This is a genomic window from Bradyrhizobium sp. UNPA324 (assembly GCF_006658635.1).
In the GTDB taxonomy this organism is placed as follows: domain Bacteria; phylum Pseudomonadota; class Alphaproteobacteria; order Rhizobiales; family Xanthobacteraceae; genus Bradyrhizobium; species Bradyrhizobium nanningense.
Genome location: NZ_LFJD01000004.1, coordinates 3923697 through 3939457, shown reverse-complemented (window position 1 = coordinate 3939457; position 15761 = coordinate 3923697). Strand labels below are relative to the sequence as shown.

At 65.9% G+C, this 15761-nt stretch carries 15 protein-coding genes; 9 read left to right on the top strand and 6 right to left on the bottom strand.

All coding sequences use genetic code 11. The annotated features are described in order from the left end of the window. Positions 1-771: 771 nt before the first annotated feature. The 6 genes from UNPA324_RS19030 to ku form a co-directional block, all read right to left on the bottom strand. Positions 772-2367: an MBL fold metallo-hydrolase gene (locus tag UNPA324_RS19030; RefSeq protein ID WP_128918969.1), complete on the bottom strand. Its 1596-nt coding sequence runs from the start codon at positions 2365-2367 to the stop codon at positions 772-774. Next, complete coding sequence (locus UNPA324_RS19025) at positions 2364-3284, bottom strand: ribose-phosphate pyrophosphokinase (protein WP_141935387.1); 921 nt, start codon at positions 3282-3284, stop codon at positions 2364-2366. Before UNPA324_RS19025 ends, UNPA324_RS19030 begins: the two co-directional genes overlap by 4 nt. Beyond that, positions 3281-4822: a thymidine phosphorylase family protein gene (locus tag UNPA324_RS19020; protein WP_141935384.1), complete on the bottom strand. Its 1542-nt coding sequence runs from the start codon at positions 4820-4822 to the stop codon at positions 3281-3283. Before UNPA324_RS19020 ends, UNPA324_RS19025 begins: the two co-directional genes overlap by 4 nt. A 221-nt stretch (positions 4823-5043) precedes the next feature. Beyond that, positions 5044-5208, bottom strand: a complete 165-nt coding sequence (locus UNPA324_RS19015) for a Flp family type IVb pilin (RefSeq protein ID WP_128918972.1) — start codon at positions 5206-5208, stop codon at positions 5044-5046. 277 nt (positions 5209-5485) lie between these two features. Further along, positions 5486-5722: a hypothetical protein gene (locus tag UNPA324_RS19010; RefSeq protein WP_141935383.1), complete on the bottom strand. Its 237-nt coding sequence runs from the start codon at positions 5720-5722 to the stop codon at positions 5486-5488. 58 nt (positions 5723-5780) lie between these two features. After that, a complete protein-coding gene (ku, locus tag UNPA324_RS19005; RefSeq protein WP_128918974.1) occupies positions 5781-6752 on the bottom strand; it encodes a non-homologous end joining protein Ku in 972 nt (323 codons plus the stop codon). 236 nt (positions 6753-6988) lie between these two features. Here ku and UNPA324_RS35210 point away from each other — a divergent pair, with 236 nt between their 5' ends. The 9 genes from UNPA324_RS35210 to UNPA324_RS18965 all read left to right on the top strand — a co-directional run bounded on the left by UNPA324_RS35210 (position 6989) and on the right by UNPA324_RS18965 (position 15709). After that, a complete protein-coding gene (locus UNPA324_RS35210; protein WP_164936196.1) occupies positions 6989-7144 on the top strand; it encodes a hypothetical protein in 156 nt (51 codons plus the stop codon). A gap of 230 nt (positions 7145-7374) precedes the next feature. Next, on the top strand, positions 7375-8040 hold the full coding sequence (locus UNPA324_RS19000; RefSeq protein WP_018315821.1) for a response regulator transcription factor: 666 nt from the start codon (positions 7375-7377) through the stop codon (positions 8038-8040). A gap of 94 nt (positions 8041-8134) precedes the next feature. Continuing rightward, positions 8135-9511, top strand: coding sequence for an ATP-binding protein (locus UNPA324_RS18995; protein WP_128918975.1), 1377 nt, complete (start codon positions 8135-8137; stop codon positions 9509-9511). Between the two features lie 159 nt (positions 9512-9670). After that, positions 9671-11071, top strand: coding sequence for a hypothetical protein (locus tag UNPA324_RS18990; RefSeq protein ID WP_128918976.1), 1401 nt, complete (start codon positions 9671-9673; stop codon positions 11069-11071). Between the two features lie 99 nt (positions 11072-11170). Beyond that, positions 11171-11440 carry a hypothetical protein gene (locus UNPA324_RS18985; RefSeq protein WP_128918977.1) on the top strand — a complete coding sequence of 90 codons (270 nt, stop codon included), beginning with the start codon at positions 11171-11173 and terminating at the stop codon, positions 11438-11440. Positions 11441-11571: 131 nt separating this feature from the next. Beyond that, positions 11572-12678 (top strand): c-type cytochrome biogenesis protein CcmI, encoded by a 1107-nt coding sequence (gene ccmI, locus UNPA324_RS18980; RefSeq protein WP_141935381.1) that lies wholly within the window; start codon positions 11572-11574, stop codon positions 12676-12678. A gap of 37 nt (positions 12679-12715) precedes the next feature. Then, positions 12716-13243, top strand: coding sequence for a cytochrome c maturation protein CcmE (gene ccmE, locus UNPA324_RS18975; protein WP_141935379.1), 528 nt, complete (start codon positions 12716-12718; stop codon positions 13241-13243). Beyond that, on the top strand, positions 13240-15222 hold the full coding sequence (locus UNPA324_RS18970; RefSeq protein ID WP_128918980.1) for a heme lyase CcmF/NrfE family subunit: 1983 nt from the start codon (positions 13240-13242) through the stop codon (positions 15220-15222). The genes ccmE and UNPA324_RS18970 overlap by 4 nt, the downstream gene beginning before the upstream one ends. Before the next feature lie 4 nt (positions 15223-15226). Then, a complete protein-coding gene (locus UNPA324_RS18965) occupies positions 15227-15709 on the top strand; it encodes a cytochrome c-type biogenesis protein (RefSeq protein ID WP_128918981.1) in 483 nt (160 codons plus the stop codon). Positions 15710-15761: the final 52 nt, after the last annotated feature.

Here is a 15761-nt window from a genome sequence, read left to right as displayed (position 1 = left end):
GCGATACGACACGGCGCTGACAGCGTCTTCGAATGGCCTCGACGGTGAGCGCACGCCAGCCGTGGAGAACCCAGCGAGGACGTGCGCGGACGGAGAAGTCGTGTGGTCCTGACGCCCGGGGTCTGTGCGTCAAGTCCTGCGGAGATGCGGCGGCCAACCGGCGCGCGCATCGATCATCCGCAAGGCGACGGGGGCAATAGTGCATCGCTCCCCGGGGAGAGCACGAAGGACACCGTGAAAACCATCCGCGCAGGGAAGGCCGGGATGTCCCGGCGTCACCTGTCGTCCACCCCGTGCGCGCTTCTTCAGCACACGCGGGACTTCGGGTGCCAGCCGGCGCCCGGCCTTCCCTGCGCCCTTGTTGAGATAAGGGCGGAAGAAGACAGCAAAGCTCGGGCGAAACAAGCCGCGAGAATGGGGAGGCGTGTCAATCGTCAACAGCGGTCTTCTGCCCCGGACGCAGCGCAGCGCCCCCGGCGATGCGAAGCATCGTCCGGTGCGGTGCGCTGCAGAGCCGGGGCCCATGCATCAGCGGAATGCGCAGCCTTCTGGGTCCCGGCTCTGCGCCGCAGCGCAAGAGCGCTCCAGCGCGTCCGGGACACGAGAGAGGCGTGTTAAGGCGATGTCATCTCCCCACACTCCGTCATTGCGAGGAGCTCTTGCGACGAAGCAATCCAGAGTCTAACCGCCGAGGGATTCTGGATTGCTCGCTGCGCTCGCAATGCGGAATCTGCTGAGACGCCGATGCCTATTACTGCGACCGCCGTCCGGCTACACCTTCTCCTCCAGCGCCCGGCGCAGCCTGCGGATGATGACGCCGCGGGCGCGGTCGTCGGCGGCCGCCCCAATCCTGTCGTTGATGTCGAGCATGAGCTCCGACATCTCGTTGTGCCAGTCGAGACGGGTCACGGCCTCCGGCGCGAGCCGCCGACGGTGATCGACGTCGAGCACGCGCGGTTCGGGCGCGGCGAGCTCGTAGATGTCGTCCAGCATAGGCTGGTAGACCTTGGCCGCCGGAATGATGCGCTCGGCGACGCGTTCGGCGAGTCCGGCAATGGCGCCTTCCTCGCCATGGACCAGGAACAGCCCGCGGGCGATGGGGCGGCGCGCCGCGATCCAGCTGGCAATGCCGGCGCCGTCGGCGTGCCCCGAATATTCGTCGATCATTCGGATGCGGGCCGCGACCTTGATCTCCTCCCCCTGGATCCGCACGGCCTTGGCTCCGTTCTGGAGGAAGCGGCCGAGCGTGCCGTTGGCCTGGAAGCCGGCGAGCAGCACGGTCGCGCGCTCGTTCCACAGCCAGCGCTTCAGATGATGGCGGATGCGGCCGGCATCGCACATGCCGCTCGCGGCGATGATGATATGGAATCCGGACAGGCGCATGATCGCCTTGCTCTCGTCCGCGGTCTCGGTGAATTTGAGATGCGGCGAGTTGAGCAGGCGCGTTGCATCGACCGATGGATCGAGGCTCGCGGCATGGCGGCGAAACACTTCGGTCGCGCGGATCGCGAGCGGAGAGTCGAGGAAGATCGGTGCGGTCGGAATCTCGCCGTGCTCCATCAGGTCGACGAGATCGACGATCAGCTCCTGGGTGCGCTCGACCGCGAAGGCGGGCAGCAGCAGCGCGCCGCCGGCCGCCGCCGCATCGCGCACCTCTGCCGCGAGGTGCTTGCGGCGCAGCGCAGGTGTCGTGGCCTCGCGTATCCGGTCACCATAGGTCGATTCCGAGATGATGTAGTCGAGGTCGCTTGGCGCTTCGGGATCGGGCTGCAGCAGCTTGGCCTCCGGTCCGACGTCGCCGGAGAGCAGCACGCGCAGCGGGCGTGGCGAGCCCTGCTCGGCGATTTCGAGTTCGATCGAGGCGGAGCCGAGCAGATGGCCCGCGTTCCAATAGCGCGCGCGGACGCCCGGGATCACGTCGGTCCAGCGTTCGTAGTCGACCGCGCGAAACGATTGCAGCGATGCGATCGCATCGGCCTGCGTGTAGATCGGCAGCACCTCCTTGCGCCCGCGCGAGGCGTTGCGCCGGTTGAGCTGCGCAACTTCCGATTCCTGGATGCTGCCGGCGTCGGGCAGCATGTAGGAGCAGAGGTCGATGGTGCCGCGCGTCGCCAGGATCGGACCCTCGAAGCCCGCGCGCACGAGTTTCGGCAACAGACCGCTGTGGTCGATATGGGCATGCGTGAGCAGCACTGCATCGATATCGGCAGGGCGGAACGGAAAGGCGCCGTAGTTGAGCTCCTTCAGCGTCTTCTGGCCCTGGAACAGGCCGCAATCGACCAGGAAGCGGCCGCTTGCGGTCTGGAACAGATAGCTCGACCCGGTCACGGTGCGGGCGGCACCACAAAATCGAACGGTGATGCTCATGGAATCGTCTCCGGAAGATGCGTCGTGGTCAGTTCGGACCGCAAGGCGGCCGCGAGAATCTCGTCGAGCGCAATCGCGTTGGTTGGATGCGGCACGCTGTCGGTCGAGCGAACCGACCGGATGCCGGCCTCGGTGAAGGCGGCGATCATCGCGGGTGGAAACAGCGCATGCGTCACGATCGCATCGACGGCGGTCGCGCCCATCGCCGTCAGGGCCTTCGCTGCCGCGATCAGCGTCGTCCCTGAGGAGACGATGTCGTCCACCAGGAGCGCGGGCCGTCCCGCCAGCAGGCCGGGATCGGCAAAACTGATGGAAACGGATCGATCGCCGTGCCGCGCCTTTCGGGCCACCGTATGCTGCAATCGCAGCCGGCTCGCGATGTCGTTCACCCATGGCTCGGACTCCATGTCGGGCCCGATTACGATTGTTGCGGGGGCGATACCGCCGGTCGCCAGCGCGTTCGCGATGACAGGCATGGCGGACAGGTTCTCCGCTTCGATGCCTGGAAAGACCGACCTGATGTCGGGGGTACGATGCAGGTGCGCATCCACGGTGACGATTCGGTCGACGGTCCTTGCGAGCAGAGCGCCCATGGCACGCTGGCTGATGGCCTCGCCCGCATGAAATGCAGCGTCCTGCCGCATGTAGCAAAGATAGGGTGCGACCAGGACCAGCCGCTTCGCGCCGCCACGCCGCAATGCCTCCGCAGCGAACAGCAGGGCGATCAGCTTGTCATTGGGTTGATCGAGCGAGACATAGAGGAGGATGGTATCAGCGGCCGGTGCGACGGCGACGCGCAGCTCGCCGTCCGGAAAGCGATGCACGGCGATCTCGGCGCAGGAAAGCCCGAGCCGCGCCGCAAGGCGTGTCGCCGCATCGGCGCCGCCGGGCAGTGTCTGGAGCGCGATCGTGCTCACGACGCTGACTTGCCCTTCGTGGCCTCGTGACCGTTGACGACGTAGCCGCTCTCCTCAGTGGCGGCATCGGCCGCCAGATCGTGCTCGGGACGGTCGAAGGTGTAGACGCGATAGAGCGGCTCGCCCTGCTCGACGCGATCGCCGATCTTCTTGAACAGGCGGATGCCGGCACCCTTGTCGAGCGGCGCGCCGGCGGTGCGGGCAAGGCGGTTCAGACGCAGGCAGTCGATCTGGGACACCATGCCGTCATGCGTCGCCTTGACGTCGAAGCTGAGCGGCCCCAGCTCGTTGCTGTAGGTCGAGGGGCCCTGGGCGTCGATGATCTTCTGCATCTGCTTCAGTGCCGCGCCGCTGTCGAGCAATTCGCGCGCGCGGGCATAGCCGGCGCCGCCACGCAGCTTCGGATCGTATTCCAGGAGATGTGCGGCGAGCCGCAGCGATTTCTCGCGCAGGTCACGCGGCGCATCCTTCTCGTTGCCGAGCACCGCCATGACGTCATTGGCCTCGAGCACCGGCCCGATGCCGTTGCCGATCGGCTGGCTTCCGTCGGTCACGATCACCTCGACCGTGCGGCCGAAGCGGTCGCCGACGAATTCGAACAGCTTGCGCAGCCGCATTGCCTCGACGCCGCTGGTGACCTTCGCGGTCGGCCCGACCGGAATGTCGATCAACAGATGCGTCGAGCCCGCTGCGATCTTCTTGGACATGATGGAGGCGACCATCTGCTCGCGGGTATCGAGGCTGAGCGGGCGCTCGACCGAGATCAGGACGTCGTCGGCCGGCGACAGGTTCACGTGCCCGCCCCAGATCAGGCAGCCGTTGCAGGCCGAGACGATCGCCTTCATCTCCTCGACGCCGACATTCACCCGCGCCAAGACTTCCATCGTGTCGGCGGTGCCGGCGGGCGAGGTGATGGCGCGCGAGGAGGTCTTCGGGATCGGCAGGCCGTGCGCGGCGACGATCGGCACCACGACCATCGAGGTGCGATTGCCGGGGATGCCTCCGATGCAATGCTTGTCGACGACAACAGGGGTCGGCCACACCAATTGCGTGCCGGCCTGGGCCATCGCCCCGGTGAGCGAGAGCAGCTCGTCGCTGGTGATGAAGCTCGCCGAACCGATCAGGAAGGCGGCAATCTCCATGTCCGAGTAGCGATAATGTGCGAGGTCGTTGATGATCGCGCCGATCTCGGCCTGGCTCAGCGTTCGTCCGTGGATCTTCGCGCGCACCGCTTCCAGGCTCTCCGGAGGGGAGGCCGGCCTGATCGTGACCTGCGTGCCCACGCCTTGCGCGAAGCGCCGGAATGCCGGCTCGGAGAGTCCGATCTCGTCCGGGGCCGCCAGCGTGTCGTCGTCGGTGATCAGCAACGTCGCCAGCATGACCTTGTCGCCCTGACGCAGCTCGACGCGGCTGAAGCCACGGAAGATCTCGGCGCGCAGCGCTTTCGACTGCCTGGAGAGGACGACGACGTTCTCGCGGCCGGTATCGAGCCGGACGCGGCGGATCTTCAGTCGGGAGTGCGGAAGCTCTGGATGCATGGACAGGCCGGCAGGGAGGAAACCCGGCCTCCATGCTTAGACGTCGCGGCCGTGATGCTGTTGACCCAGATCATGGCCCGCGCGCGGCCGCGGCATGGGCAGGCCGTGGCATGCCGTCACGCAGGCTCGCCGTTGCAGGCGTGCCAGGCCGGAAATGACGGGGGAAGCTGAATGCCGTGGCGATATCGCCGATGTCGGCCGGCCAAACCGGGAATCGGGCGCTACTTGATCGCCGAGCTGACCGCGTTGAACTTGCTGTTGAGGAGGGCGCCGCCCGTGTTGTTCACGGCCGTCACGATTGCCAGCGCGATCCCCGCGGCGATGAGGCCGTACTCGATCGCGGTCGCACCGTTCTCATCGGCAAGGAAAGACCTGAGCAAACGCATTGCCAACTCCTGTTCATCCGATGGTCGCGTCGTCATCGAACTCGTAAATAGATCGAATAAGTCTTTGTGCGCGCCAAAAGAATTAAGCCCGGGCAATCGCGCCTCCGCTGATACGACAGCAGTCATTAAATTAAGGTTCCGCCGCTCAGTCCAAATGGATTCAAATCGGCAGACGCTCGTGGGTAGGGCGAGCGCCGGCAGGCGCTCCCACGACGGTCGCAACGGGGGAGAGGTATCGGTTAACGGATTGTTGAGGCTGTTTGCCCGGCCATCGCGCTCATCGGCGCCGGCCAGGCGCATTCAGGGCCCGCAACATGGCGATACGGGCGAACATCAGCCAGCCGCCGCCCGTCTCGGCCGCATTGATCAAGGTCTCGACGGCGGTCTGCCAGTGCGCCTCGTGCTGGGAATCCTCGGGCAGTTGCATGATGTAGTCTGCGGCGTCCTGGAGTGTGAGCAGCGTGCGCTTGCTGCTCACGCGAACGGGATCGTCGAACGCCGTCGACCAGGGCATGTCAGGCCGCCCGATCCGCGAGAGGTGGCATCACGGCGCGATTGCAGATGCGATGCTGTCAGCCCGCCTTCTTCGCCCGCACCGGCTTGTCGGCGGCCTTTTTCGGGGCTTCCTTCGCCGTCTTCGCCGCAGCGTCCTTGCCGCCTTTGCCTGATATCGGCAGCAGCATCTCGCGCTGGCCCTCGACGCGCTTCTTCGACTTCTTGGCCTTGGCGGTCTCCTTGGCGACCTTCGCCGCGGGCGCTGTGTCCTTTTCGTTCGCGATGCTCTTCTTCAGCGCGTCCATCAAGTTGATGACGTTGCCGCCGGTCTTCGGCGCGGCCTTGGCTGCGATCGGCATGCCGCTGCGCTTCTTGTTGATGAGATCGATCAGGGCGGTCTCGTAATGATCCTCGAACAGCTCGGGCTCGAACGCGCCGGACTTCTTCTCGACGATGTGCTTGGCGAGGTCGAGCATGTCCTTGGTGAGCTTCACATCCTGGATGTCGTCGAAATATTCGGTTTCGCTGCGGACCTCGTAAGGGTAGCGCAGCAGCGTGCCCATCAGTCCGCTCTCGAGCGGCTCGAGCGCGATGATGTGCTCGCGGTTGGTCAGCACCACGCGGCCGATCGCGACCTTGTCCATGCTGCGGATGGTCTCGCGGATCACGGCATAGGCGTCATGGCCGACCTTGCCGTCCGGCACGAGATAATAGGGGCGGATCAGATAGCGGTTGTCGATGTCGGTCTTCGGTACGAACTCGTCGATCTCGATCGTGTGCGTGGAATCGAGCGCGATGTCGTCGAGCTCGTCCTTGGTGACCTCGATATAGGTGTCGGTGTCGACTTTGTAGCCCTTGACGATGTCCTCGGAAGTCACCTCGTCACCGGTCTCGGCGTCGACCTTGAGGTACTTGATCCGGTGGCCGGTCTTGCGGTTGATCTGGTTGAAGGAGACCTTCTCGGTATCCGAAGTGGCCGGATAGAGCGCGACCGGGCAGGTCACGAGCGACAAACGCAGAAAACCCTTCCAATTGGCGCGGGGGGCCATGGGCTACTCCAAACGCAACAGGGACAGATGACAAGGATACCATCGGGGAACAACGAATCAAAGCAAGGTCGGTTGCTGAATCTTCCAACTGCGTTAACCGGCCGCTGGGCCATGCTGCCGCTTGCCCGATCCCTGCGCAAAAGCCGGAACATCATATCCAATCACGCGTTGGCTCAGGACATCGGCTGCGAGGAGGTCGCGGCTATCGGAAGCGACATCCAGAGATTGAGGGCACCATGGCAACCACGCGAGAGCAGCATCAGATCGTGGAAACTCCGACCGAGGCGCGCCAGGGCGAGCCGGGGCCTTCGGTGGCGGCGCTGCTCGCCATTTCGACCGGGCTTGCGATCCTGATCCTCGCCGTCATCTGGTTCGTGTTCTTCCGGACCTGACGGCCGAATTCACGGGAAGGGCGGACCTCCCGAAGCGCCGCGGCACGCGGCACATAGCGCCCGTCCTGCTGCCGGCTCGTCCGGTCGCAGGGCGGGCGCTGTCGCGTTGGCCGCAAACACATCGTATATGACCAAAAAGTAACGCCGCAGGTTCCCGGCGTTCATATTCGGTTCACGCCGGAATTGCTCATCTGGCGCGGTGTTGTCGCGGTCTATTTCGGGAGAGAAGCGTGCGCCTGCTCGTTGTTGAGGACGACCCCGATCTCAATCGCCAGCTCACCAAGGCGCTGACCGACGCCGGCTATGTCGTCGATCGGGCCTTCGACGGGGAGGAGGGGCACTATCTCGGCGACAACGAGCCGTATGATGCCGTCGTGCTCGACATCGGTCTGCCGAAGAAGGACGGCATCTCGGTGCTGGAGGCTTGGCGCCGCAACGGTCGCACCATGCCGGTGCTGATCCTCACCGCGCGCGACCGTTGGAGCGACAAGGTGCAGGGCTTCGATGCCGGCGCCGACGACTATGTCGCAAAGCCGTTCCACCTGGAGGAAGTGCTGGCACGCATCCGCGCGCTGCTGCGCCGTTCGACCGGCCATGCCCAGAGCGAGCTCAGCTGCGGCCCCGTCACGCTCGATACCAGGACCGGCCGGGTCAGCGTCTCCGGTAATCCCGTCAAGATGACCTCGCACGAATATCGGCTTCTGGCCTACCTCATGCACCATTCCGGGCGGGTGGTCTCCCGCACCGAGCTGGTCGAGCATCTCTACGACCAGGACTTTGACCGCGACTCCAATACGATCGAGGTGTTCGTCGGCCGCATCCGCAAGAAGCTCGATGTCGACATCATCCAGACGGTCCGCGGCCTCGGCTATCTCCTGACCCCGCCGGCGGCCTGACGCGTTCCGGGGCTTGACGGGCCGCGCGACAGGGGCCTTGGTCCGGTCATGACCTCCGACGCCCTGTCATCCTGCGCCTCCCGGGATCGTTCCGATGGCCGCTAGCTCACTTGCCAACCGACTGTTCCTGTCGGCGACCGCCTGGCTCGTGGTGATCCTGGCCATCACCGGCGTGGTGCTGTCGTCGGTCTACAAGAATGCCACCGAGCGCGCCTTCGACCGCCGGCTCAACCTCTATCTGCGCACCCTCATCGCCGAGGTCGCGACTCCCGACGAGCCGCCGGACCGCCAGTTCCAGTCGCTGGGCGAGCCCTTGTTCGAGCTGCCGCTGTCGGGCTGGTACTGGCAGATCACCCGGACCGACACCGAAAAGCCGGAAGTGCGCTCCTCGCGCTCGCTCTGGGACAAGAAGCTGCCGAAGCTGGAGGAGCAGGGCACCGAGCTCACCGCTGCCGGCATTCGCCTCGCCTATGTCGACGGTCCCGAAGGGCAGAACCTGCGCATGGTCGAACGTCCCGTCGATCTCGGCGCCGACGGCAAATTTCTGGTCAGCGTCGCCGGCGACGACACCGAGATATTCGACGAGACGCGCAGCTTCGACTATTATCTCGGCGGCACCTTCACCGCGCTCGGCATCGTGCTGCTGCTGACCACCGTGTTCCAGGTCCGCTTCGGCCTCGCGCCGCTCAAGCGCATCTCCGAATCGATCGCCGACATCCGCTCCGGGCGGGCGGAGCGGCTCGAGGGCGAATTCCCGGTCGAGATCGCGCCATTGGCGCGCGAGACCAACGCACTGATCGATGCCAATCGCGAGATCGTCGAGCGCGCGCGCACCCACGTCGGCAATCTCGCCCACGCGATCAAGACGCCGCTCTCGGTCATCGTCAACGAGGCCGGCGCCCACCTCGCCGATCCCTTCGCGGCCAAGGTGATGGAGCAGGCGGACGTGATGCGCGACCAGGTCGCCCATCATCTGGAGCGTGCGCGCATCGCAGCGCGGGTCTCGGTGGTCGCGACCGTGACCGAGGTGGCGCCCACCATCGAGGCACTGCGGCGGACCATGGAGAAGATCCATCGTGATCGGGGCATCGCGGTCGAGGCCAAGGCCGATCATTCGGCGAAATTTCGCGGCGAGCGCCAGGATCTGGAAGAGATGGTCGGCAATCTCGTCGACAATGCCTGCAAATGGGCAGCCTCACGCGTCTTCATCGAGGCCCTGGTGGAGACGCCGCCCCAGGCGGGGGTGGGCCCACGGCTGCGGATCATCGTCGATGACGACGGCCGGGGCCTGTCGGAGGCCGAGCGCGCCCAGGTCTCCCGGCGCGGCCAGCGGCTCGACGAGTCCAAGCCCGGCTCGGGACTGGGACTGTCGATCGTGACCGACCTCGCCGCGCTCTACGGCGGCAGCCTCTCGCTCGGCGGCGCGCCAACCGGCGGCCTGCGGGCCGAACTGATCCTTCCGGGAATATAATCCTTTGTTCCGACGCGGTTTTTCGTCCTCGCCAGGGGCCGGACGAGGCCAATCAAGGGGATTCGGTCCGACTTCCTAAACGGCTTCTTAAGTGGGCCCTCTTATGATCGCGCCCGGACGCATCCATGTCCGCCATTTTACCGTGCATTACCCGGGCGCATGAGCCAGACATCGATCGAGCGGCTGAGGGAATATCTCGCGCAGCTCCCGCCGCAGGCGCAGGCGCTGCTGATGCGGGAGTTCGAGCGTGCGCTCGAGCGCGGCCAGGACACCGCGGTGGCGACCCTCGTGCTCGAGCAGTTGCGTAAGATCGTCCGCAAGACCGAAGCCGATGAGGCCCCGCCGCCGCGCACGGACGATCTGTCGCGGCTGCTGTTCCAGGTGCTGGAACCGTTCCTGGTCGAAGCGGGCGCCCCGATACGGGTCGGTCAGATCCGCCGCTCCTCGCTGCAGCCGATCTGGCAATGGCTCGGCCGCGACGGCGCGCCGGCCAAGGTCAACGAATTCGAAGCGGCGCTGGCGCGCATGCCAGCCGACAGTGCGGGGCAGGTCGAGGCCTTGGCGCAGAAGCTTCAAGCCGTGGCTGCCGATGCCATTTTCGAGCTGACGGGTCCCGGCGGCGGCGACAAATCGCGCGCGCTGGCCCGGGTCGGCCCGCCCAACGTGATCGAGGATCTCTACTCGATCGGAGCGGTGCTTCAGGTCCGAGAGGCCATCGCCGGCCTGAGCGAGAAGCTGCCGCGCACCTTGCGCGCCTTCGGCGATTCCCAGATCGTCTCGGTGACGTCGGCGCTCAACATTCCGGTGCTTCAGACGCCGCAGCTGCTGCCCTTCGCGCTGTCGATCGTGATGCAGCGGATGACCGCGCCGTGGCAGATCATTCGTCTCGCCATCAAGATTGCCGCCTCCGATGACGAGATCCGCGTCGCGGCGACGCCTTACGGCGTCGCCGTCACCATCGCGCTCCACGATCTGTCCTGTGTCGCGGCCACCTTGCGCATGGACATCAAGCGCGGCCATTTCGACAACGTGGCCGGCAATCTCAAGGCGTTGCACGACGGCGTGCGCGGCCTGCGCACCGAGCTCGACCTGCGCAACGATTCCACCTGGGGCAAGCAGCTGACCTCGATCCGGGCCGACATCTCCAATGCGCTGCAATCCGAGATCGACAGCGTTCCCGGCCGCGTCCGCCGCATCCTGCGCCAGCGCCCCGAGAAGGACATTCCGCCGGGGGCTCGGATCGACAGCACCGAGGTGGAAGAGACCGTGGCGCTGATCGATTTCGTCGCGACCTGCCGCAACTATGCGAGCGAGCTTGCAATCAACGAGGTGACGCTGCGCACCTATTCCGATCTCCAGCAATATGTCGAACGCTCGACCGAGCAGCTGGTGCAGTCGTTGCGGGCCGCCGATCACAAGGTCCGCACCTATCGACAACAACAGGTGGACGCCGCGATTCGCTTCTGCCAGGTGCTGTTTGGCGACGATTACGCCTCGCTGATGAGCAGGGCCGCGCAGAACGCCGCGACGGGCGAGCGCAAATCGTCGCGCGCGAGCTGATCCAAGCGCATATTTTCGTGGTCACAATTTCTGGTTGACCCTGCCGCTGGCGCGCCGTACGGTTCCCGCGCAAGCTCGGGGAACCTCTATTTGTGGCGCATGAAACCCGTTATCAGCTCGATCGAAATTGAGAACCGCGTCGTCGTTGCCAAGTATCAAAGGCTGATGGTCGGCGCCAAAGTGGTGCTAGTCGAGAAGGCAAGCGGTCGGCAATGGTCCGAGACCCTCACGCGGGTTGCGTCTCCGGTTCCGGTCGGCGCGCTGCGCATCAGATTGCCGGAAGCCGTCACGCCCGGAACGTACTTCCTGAAGGCTTTCAACGGCCACGGCGAGGCCGCCGCGCAAAGTGCGGATTTCGAGATCGCCTAAGCCGTTGGATTTGCACCGTTTCGAGACTGCGTGCGGTCGCGCCAAATTGACAATTGTCAATTGCCGCATCATCCGGCCGTGGTGTAAAGCCACCTATGGGCGCGGTTCGTGCGCTGCCGGAAGCTTGCCAGATGACGCTATGGTTCGTGTTCGCGCTGATGACGGTCGCGGCGATTTTCGCCGTGCTTTGGCCGCTTGGCCGCAAGGAACGCGCCCAGAATCAAGGTAGCGAGGTCGCGGTCTACAAGGACCAGCTGGCCGAGATCGAGCGTGATCTCGCCGCAGGCTTGATTCCCGCGCCGGACGCCGAGGCTGCGCGCGTCGAGATCAGCCGCAGGCTGCTTGCCGCGGCCGCCAGCGAACCCGAAGTCGCACCGACGTCGAATTTGAAATGGCGCCGTGTGGCGGCCGTGCTGGCGCTCGCCGGCCTGCCGCTGGTTGCGATCGCCGTCTACATGCCGCTCGGCTCGCCCCGGCTTCAGGACTTTCCGCTGGCACAACGGGAGCGCGCGCCGGGCAAGGCGCAGTCGCTCGAGAACCTCGTCGAGCAGGTCCAGCAGCATCTGGAGAAGAATCCGACCGACGGCCGCGGCTGGAACGTGCTCGCGCCGGTGCTGCAGCGGCTTGGCCGTTTCGACGATGCGGTGCGCGCCTATCGCAACTCGCTCACCTACAATGGCGAAAGCGCGGAGCGCCGGGCCGATCTTGGCGAAGCGCTCTCGGCCGCCGCCGGCGGCGTCGTAACAGCCGAAGCCAAGTCTGAATTCGAGCGGGCTCACGCCTTGAGCGCCGACGATCCCAAGGCTAACTACTTCCTCGGTCTCGCCGCCGAGCAGGACGGCCGCAAAGACGACGCAGCCAATATTTGGCGCGCGCTGCTTGCGAAAGCACCCGCAGATGCGCCCTGGCGCGCCCTGGTGCAGACCTCGCTGGCGCGGGTCGGCGGCGGCGGCACGATGCCGGCGCTGTCCGATGAAACCATTGCTGCTTCCAAGGACATGGCCGAAGGCGATCGCAACGCAATGGTGCGCGGCATGGTCGAACGCCTGGCCACAAGGTTGAAGCAGAACGGCGACGACGTCGATGGATGGCTGCGCCTGGTGCGCGCCTATCTCGTGATGGGCGACCGTGGCAAGGCGATGGGGGCGTCAGTCGATGCCCGGCAGGCGGTTGCCAGCGATGCCGATCGGCTTCGCCAGCTCAACGAAGGCCTCAAGACCCTGGGGCTCGGCGGATGACGATGTCGGAACGAGAGACGCGGAGAACGGATACGCCATGACGCGCAAGCAGCGACGTATGACCATCATCGGCGGCTCGCTCGCCGTGCTTGCGCTCGCGGCCGCGCTGGTCCTCAACGCCCTTCGCGACTCCATCGTGTTCTTCTCGACGCCGACCATGGTCGCTGAGAAGCACGTCGAGCCTGGCCGGCGGTTTCGTCTCGGTGGGCTGGTGCAGCCGGGCTCACTTCAGCGCGGCGACAATCTCGCGGTGACCTTCGAGGTCGCCGACGGCAACGCCAAGCTGCCGGTGGCCTACAAGGGCATCCTGCCGGACCTGTTCCGCGAGGGGCAGGGCGTCGTCGCCGAAGGTGCGCTCGATGCCAATGGCGTGTTCAAGGCCGATACCGTGCTTGCCAAGCACGACGAGACCTACATGCCCAAGGACGTCGCCGATGCTCTGAAAAAGCAGGGGCACTGGAAAGACGATTACGGCGGCAAGCCTTCTGGCAGCGGCAAGACGTCTGATGCAGGCAAGCCGGCGGCGACGACCGCGCAGGGCAATCCGCAAGGAGCGGTGCGGTGATCGCAGAATCCGGACATTACGCGCTGGTGCTGGCGCTTGGGCTCGCACTGATCCAGTCCGTCGTGCCCCTGATCGGCGCGCGGCTGCGCGACGCAGCGCTCATGAACGTGGCGCGCTCCACGGCGCTGGCGCAGCTCCTGTTCGTCGGCGCTTCGTTCATAGCTCTCGTGATGTTGCACGTGAACTCGGATTTCTCCGTCGCCAACGTGTACGAGAATTCCCACTCGATGAAGCCGCTGCTCTACAAGATCACCGGCGTGTGGGGAAACCATGAAGGCTCGATGCTGTTGTGGGTGTCGATCCTCGCGCTGTTCGGCGGGCTGGTCGCGGCCTTCGGCAACAATTTGCCGCTGTCGCTGCGCGCGCATGTGCTCGCCGTCCAGGCCTGGGTCGCCAGCGCCTTCTATCTCTTCATCCTCGTGACGTCGAACCCGTTCCTGCGTATCGCGAGCCCGCCGATCGAGGGACGTGATCTCAATCCGGTGCTCCAGGATGTCGGGCTCGCCGTGCATCCGCCGATGCTCTATCTCGGCTATGTCGGCTTCTCGATCTCGTTCTCCTTTGCCATCGCGGCGCTGATGGAGGGGCGGATCGACGCGGCCTGGGCGCGCTGGGTGCGGCCGTGGACGCTGGTTGCCTGGATCTTCCTGACGCTCGGCATCGCCATGGGCTCGTACTGGGCCTATTACGAGCTCGGCTGGGGCGGCTGGTGGTTCTGGGATCCGGTCGAGAACGCCTCGCTGATGCCGTGGCTCTCCGGCACCGCGCTGCTCCACTCGGCCCTGGTGATGGAGAAGCGCAACGCGCTGAAGGTCTGGACCATCCTGCTCTCGATCCTGACCTTCTCGCTGTCGCTGCTCGGCACCTTCCTGGTGCGTTCGGGCGTCATCACCTCGGTGCACGCCTTCGCCACCGATCCCACCCGCGGCGTGTTCATTCTGCTGATCCTCTGCCTGTTCATCGGCGGCAGCCTGGCGCTGTTCGCGGGCCGCGCGACGTCGTTGAAGCAGGGCGGCCTGTTCGCGCCGATCTCGCGCGAGGGAGCGCTGGTGCTGAACAATCTGCTGCTCACGGTTGCCTGCGCCGTCGTGCTGTTCGGCACGCTGTATCCGCTGGCGATGGAGATGCTCGCCGACTTCAAGATGTCGGTCGGTGCGCCGTTCTACAACCTGACCTTCGCGCCGCTGTTTGCCCTGTTGCTGCTCGCCGTGCCGTTCGGGCCGATGCTGGCATGGAAGCGCGGCGATCTGCTCGGCGTGACGCAGCGCCTGTTAGCTGCGGGCGTTGCCGGGCTCGTCGCCGTCGCTATCGTCTGGGGCTGGACGACGGGCGGCAGCACGCTGGCGCCGCTTGCGATCGGGCTTGGTGTCTTCGTCATCGCCGGTGCCGTCACCGACATCGTCGAGCGGACCGGCCTCGTGCGGCTGCCGTTCGCGACGGTGCTGCACCGGGCCCGCGGCCTGCCGCGCTCGGCCTGGGGCACCGCGTTTGCGCATGCCGGCCTCGGCGTGGCGCTGATCGGGATCGTCTGCGAGACCACCTGGAACAGCGAATATATCGCGACGATGAAGCAGAACGACGTCGCACAGATCGCCGGCTTCGACGTCAAGCTCGACGGGTTGCTGCAGCATCAAGGCCCGAACTATCGTGAGATGATCGCCGAGTTCAACGTCAGCCGCGATGGTCAGCCCCTCAGCGTCATGACGCCTTCGAAGCGCAGCTTCTCCACCCGCGGCTCGTCGACCACCGAGGCCGCGCTGCTGACGCGCGGCGCGAGCCAGCTCTATATCTCGCTCGGCGACACCACGGCCGAGGGCGCCATCGCGGTGCGCATCTATTACAAGCCGATGGTGCTCCTGATCTGGTGGGGACCGGTGCTGATGGCGTTCGGCGGCGTGCTGTCGCTGTCCGACCGGCGCCTGCGGGTCGGCGCGCCGAAGCCGGCGCGGTCCAAGCAGCGCCTCCAGCCGGCGGAGTGATTCGATGCGCCGGATGATGGCCGCGTTCGCCCTGCTGATGCTGCTGGCTTTGCCCGCGGCCCACGCGGTGCAGCCCGACGAGATCATGTCGGATCCCGCCAAGGAAGCCCGTGCGCGCGAGCTGTCGCGCGAGCTCCGCTGCATGGTCTGCCAGAACCAGTCGATCGACGATTCCGATGCGCCGCTAGCACGCGACCTGCGGCTCCTGGTGCGCGAGCGCATCGGCGCCGGCGACAGCAACTCGCAGGTGCTCGACTTCCTGGTCGCGCGCTACGGCGAGTTCGTGCTGTTGAAACCGCGCTTCGAGCGTCAGACCCTGCTGCTGTGGCTGCTCGGGCCGCTGCTGCTGATCGGGGGCGGCGTGGCACTGTGGCTGCAAATCCGGCGTCGCGCGCATGGCGGTGCAGACGTACCGGCGCCGCCGCTCACGCCCGACGAACAGGCGCGGCTCGCGGCCTTGATGTCCGACGAGACCAAGTCTTCCTAGCGGCGCGATGTCGTCCTGGCTACGTAATGCTACGTAAGCTGCGACCGCCGCC

Excerpts from the sequence above, each read along its gene's own strand:
- UNPA324_RS19030 (WP_128918969.1), bottom strand. The coding sequence starts at position 2,367 with ATGAGCATCACCGTTCGATTTTGTGGTGCCGCCCGCACCGTGACCGGG.
- UNPA324_RS19020 (WP_141935384.1), bottom strand. The coding sequence starts at position 4,822 with ATGCATCCAGAGCTTCCGCACTCCCGACTGAAGATCCGCCGCGTCCGG.
- UNPA324_RS19015 (WP_128918972.1), bottom strand. The coding sequence starts at position 5,208 with ATGCGTTTGCTCAGGTCTTTCCTTGCCGATGAGAACGGTGCGACCGCG.
- UNPA324_RS19010 (WP_141935383.1), bottom strand. The coding sequence starts at position 5,722 with ATGCCCTGGTCGACGGCGTTCGACGATCCCGTTCGCGTGAGCAGCAAG.
- ku (WP_128918974.1), bottom strand. The coding sequence starts at position 6,752 with ATGGCCCCCCGCGCCAATTGGAAGGGTTTTCTGCGTTTGTCGCTCGTG.
- UNPA324_RS35210 (WP_164936196.1), top strand. The coding sequence starts at position 6,989 with ATGGCAACCACGCGAGAGCAGCATCAGATCGTGGAAACTCCGACCGAG.
- UNPA324_RS18995 (WP_128918975.1), top strand. The coding sequence starts at position 8,135 with ATGGCCGCTAGCTCACTTGCCAACCGACTGTTCCTGTCGGCGACCGCC.
- UNPA324_RS18990 (WP_128918976.1), top strand. The coding sequence starts at position 9,671 with ATGAGCCAGACATCGATCGAGCGGCTGAGGGAATATCTCGCGCAGCTC.
- UNPA324_RS18985 (WP_128918977.1), top strand. The coding sequence starts at position 11,171 with ATGAAACCCGTTATCAGCTCGATCGAAATTGAGAACCGCGTCGTCGTT.
- ccmI (WP_141935381.1), top strand. The coding sequence starts at position 11,572 with ATGACGCTATGGTTCGTGTTCGCGCTGATGACGGTCGCGGCGATTTTC.
- ccmE (WP_141935379.1), top strand. The coding sequence starts at position 12,716 with ATGACGCGCAAGCAGCGACGTATGACCATCATCGGCGGCTCGCTCGCC.
- UNPA324_RS18965 (WP_128918981.1), top strand. The coding sequence starts at position 15,227 with ATGCGCCGGATGATGGCCGCGTTCGCCCTGCTGATGCTGCTGGCTTTG.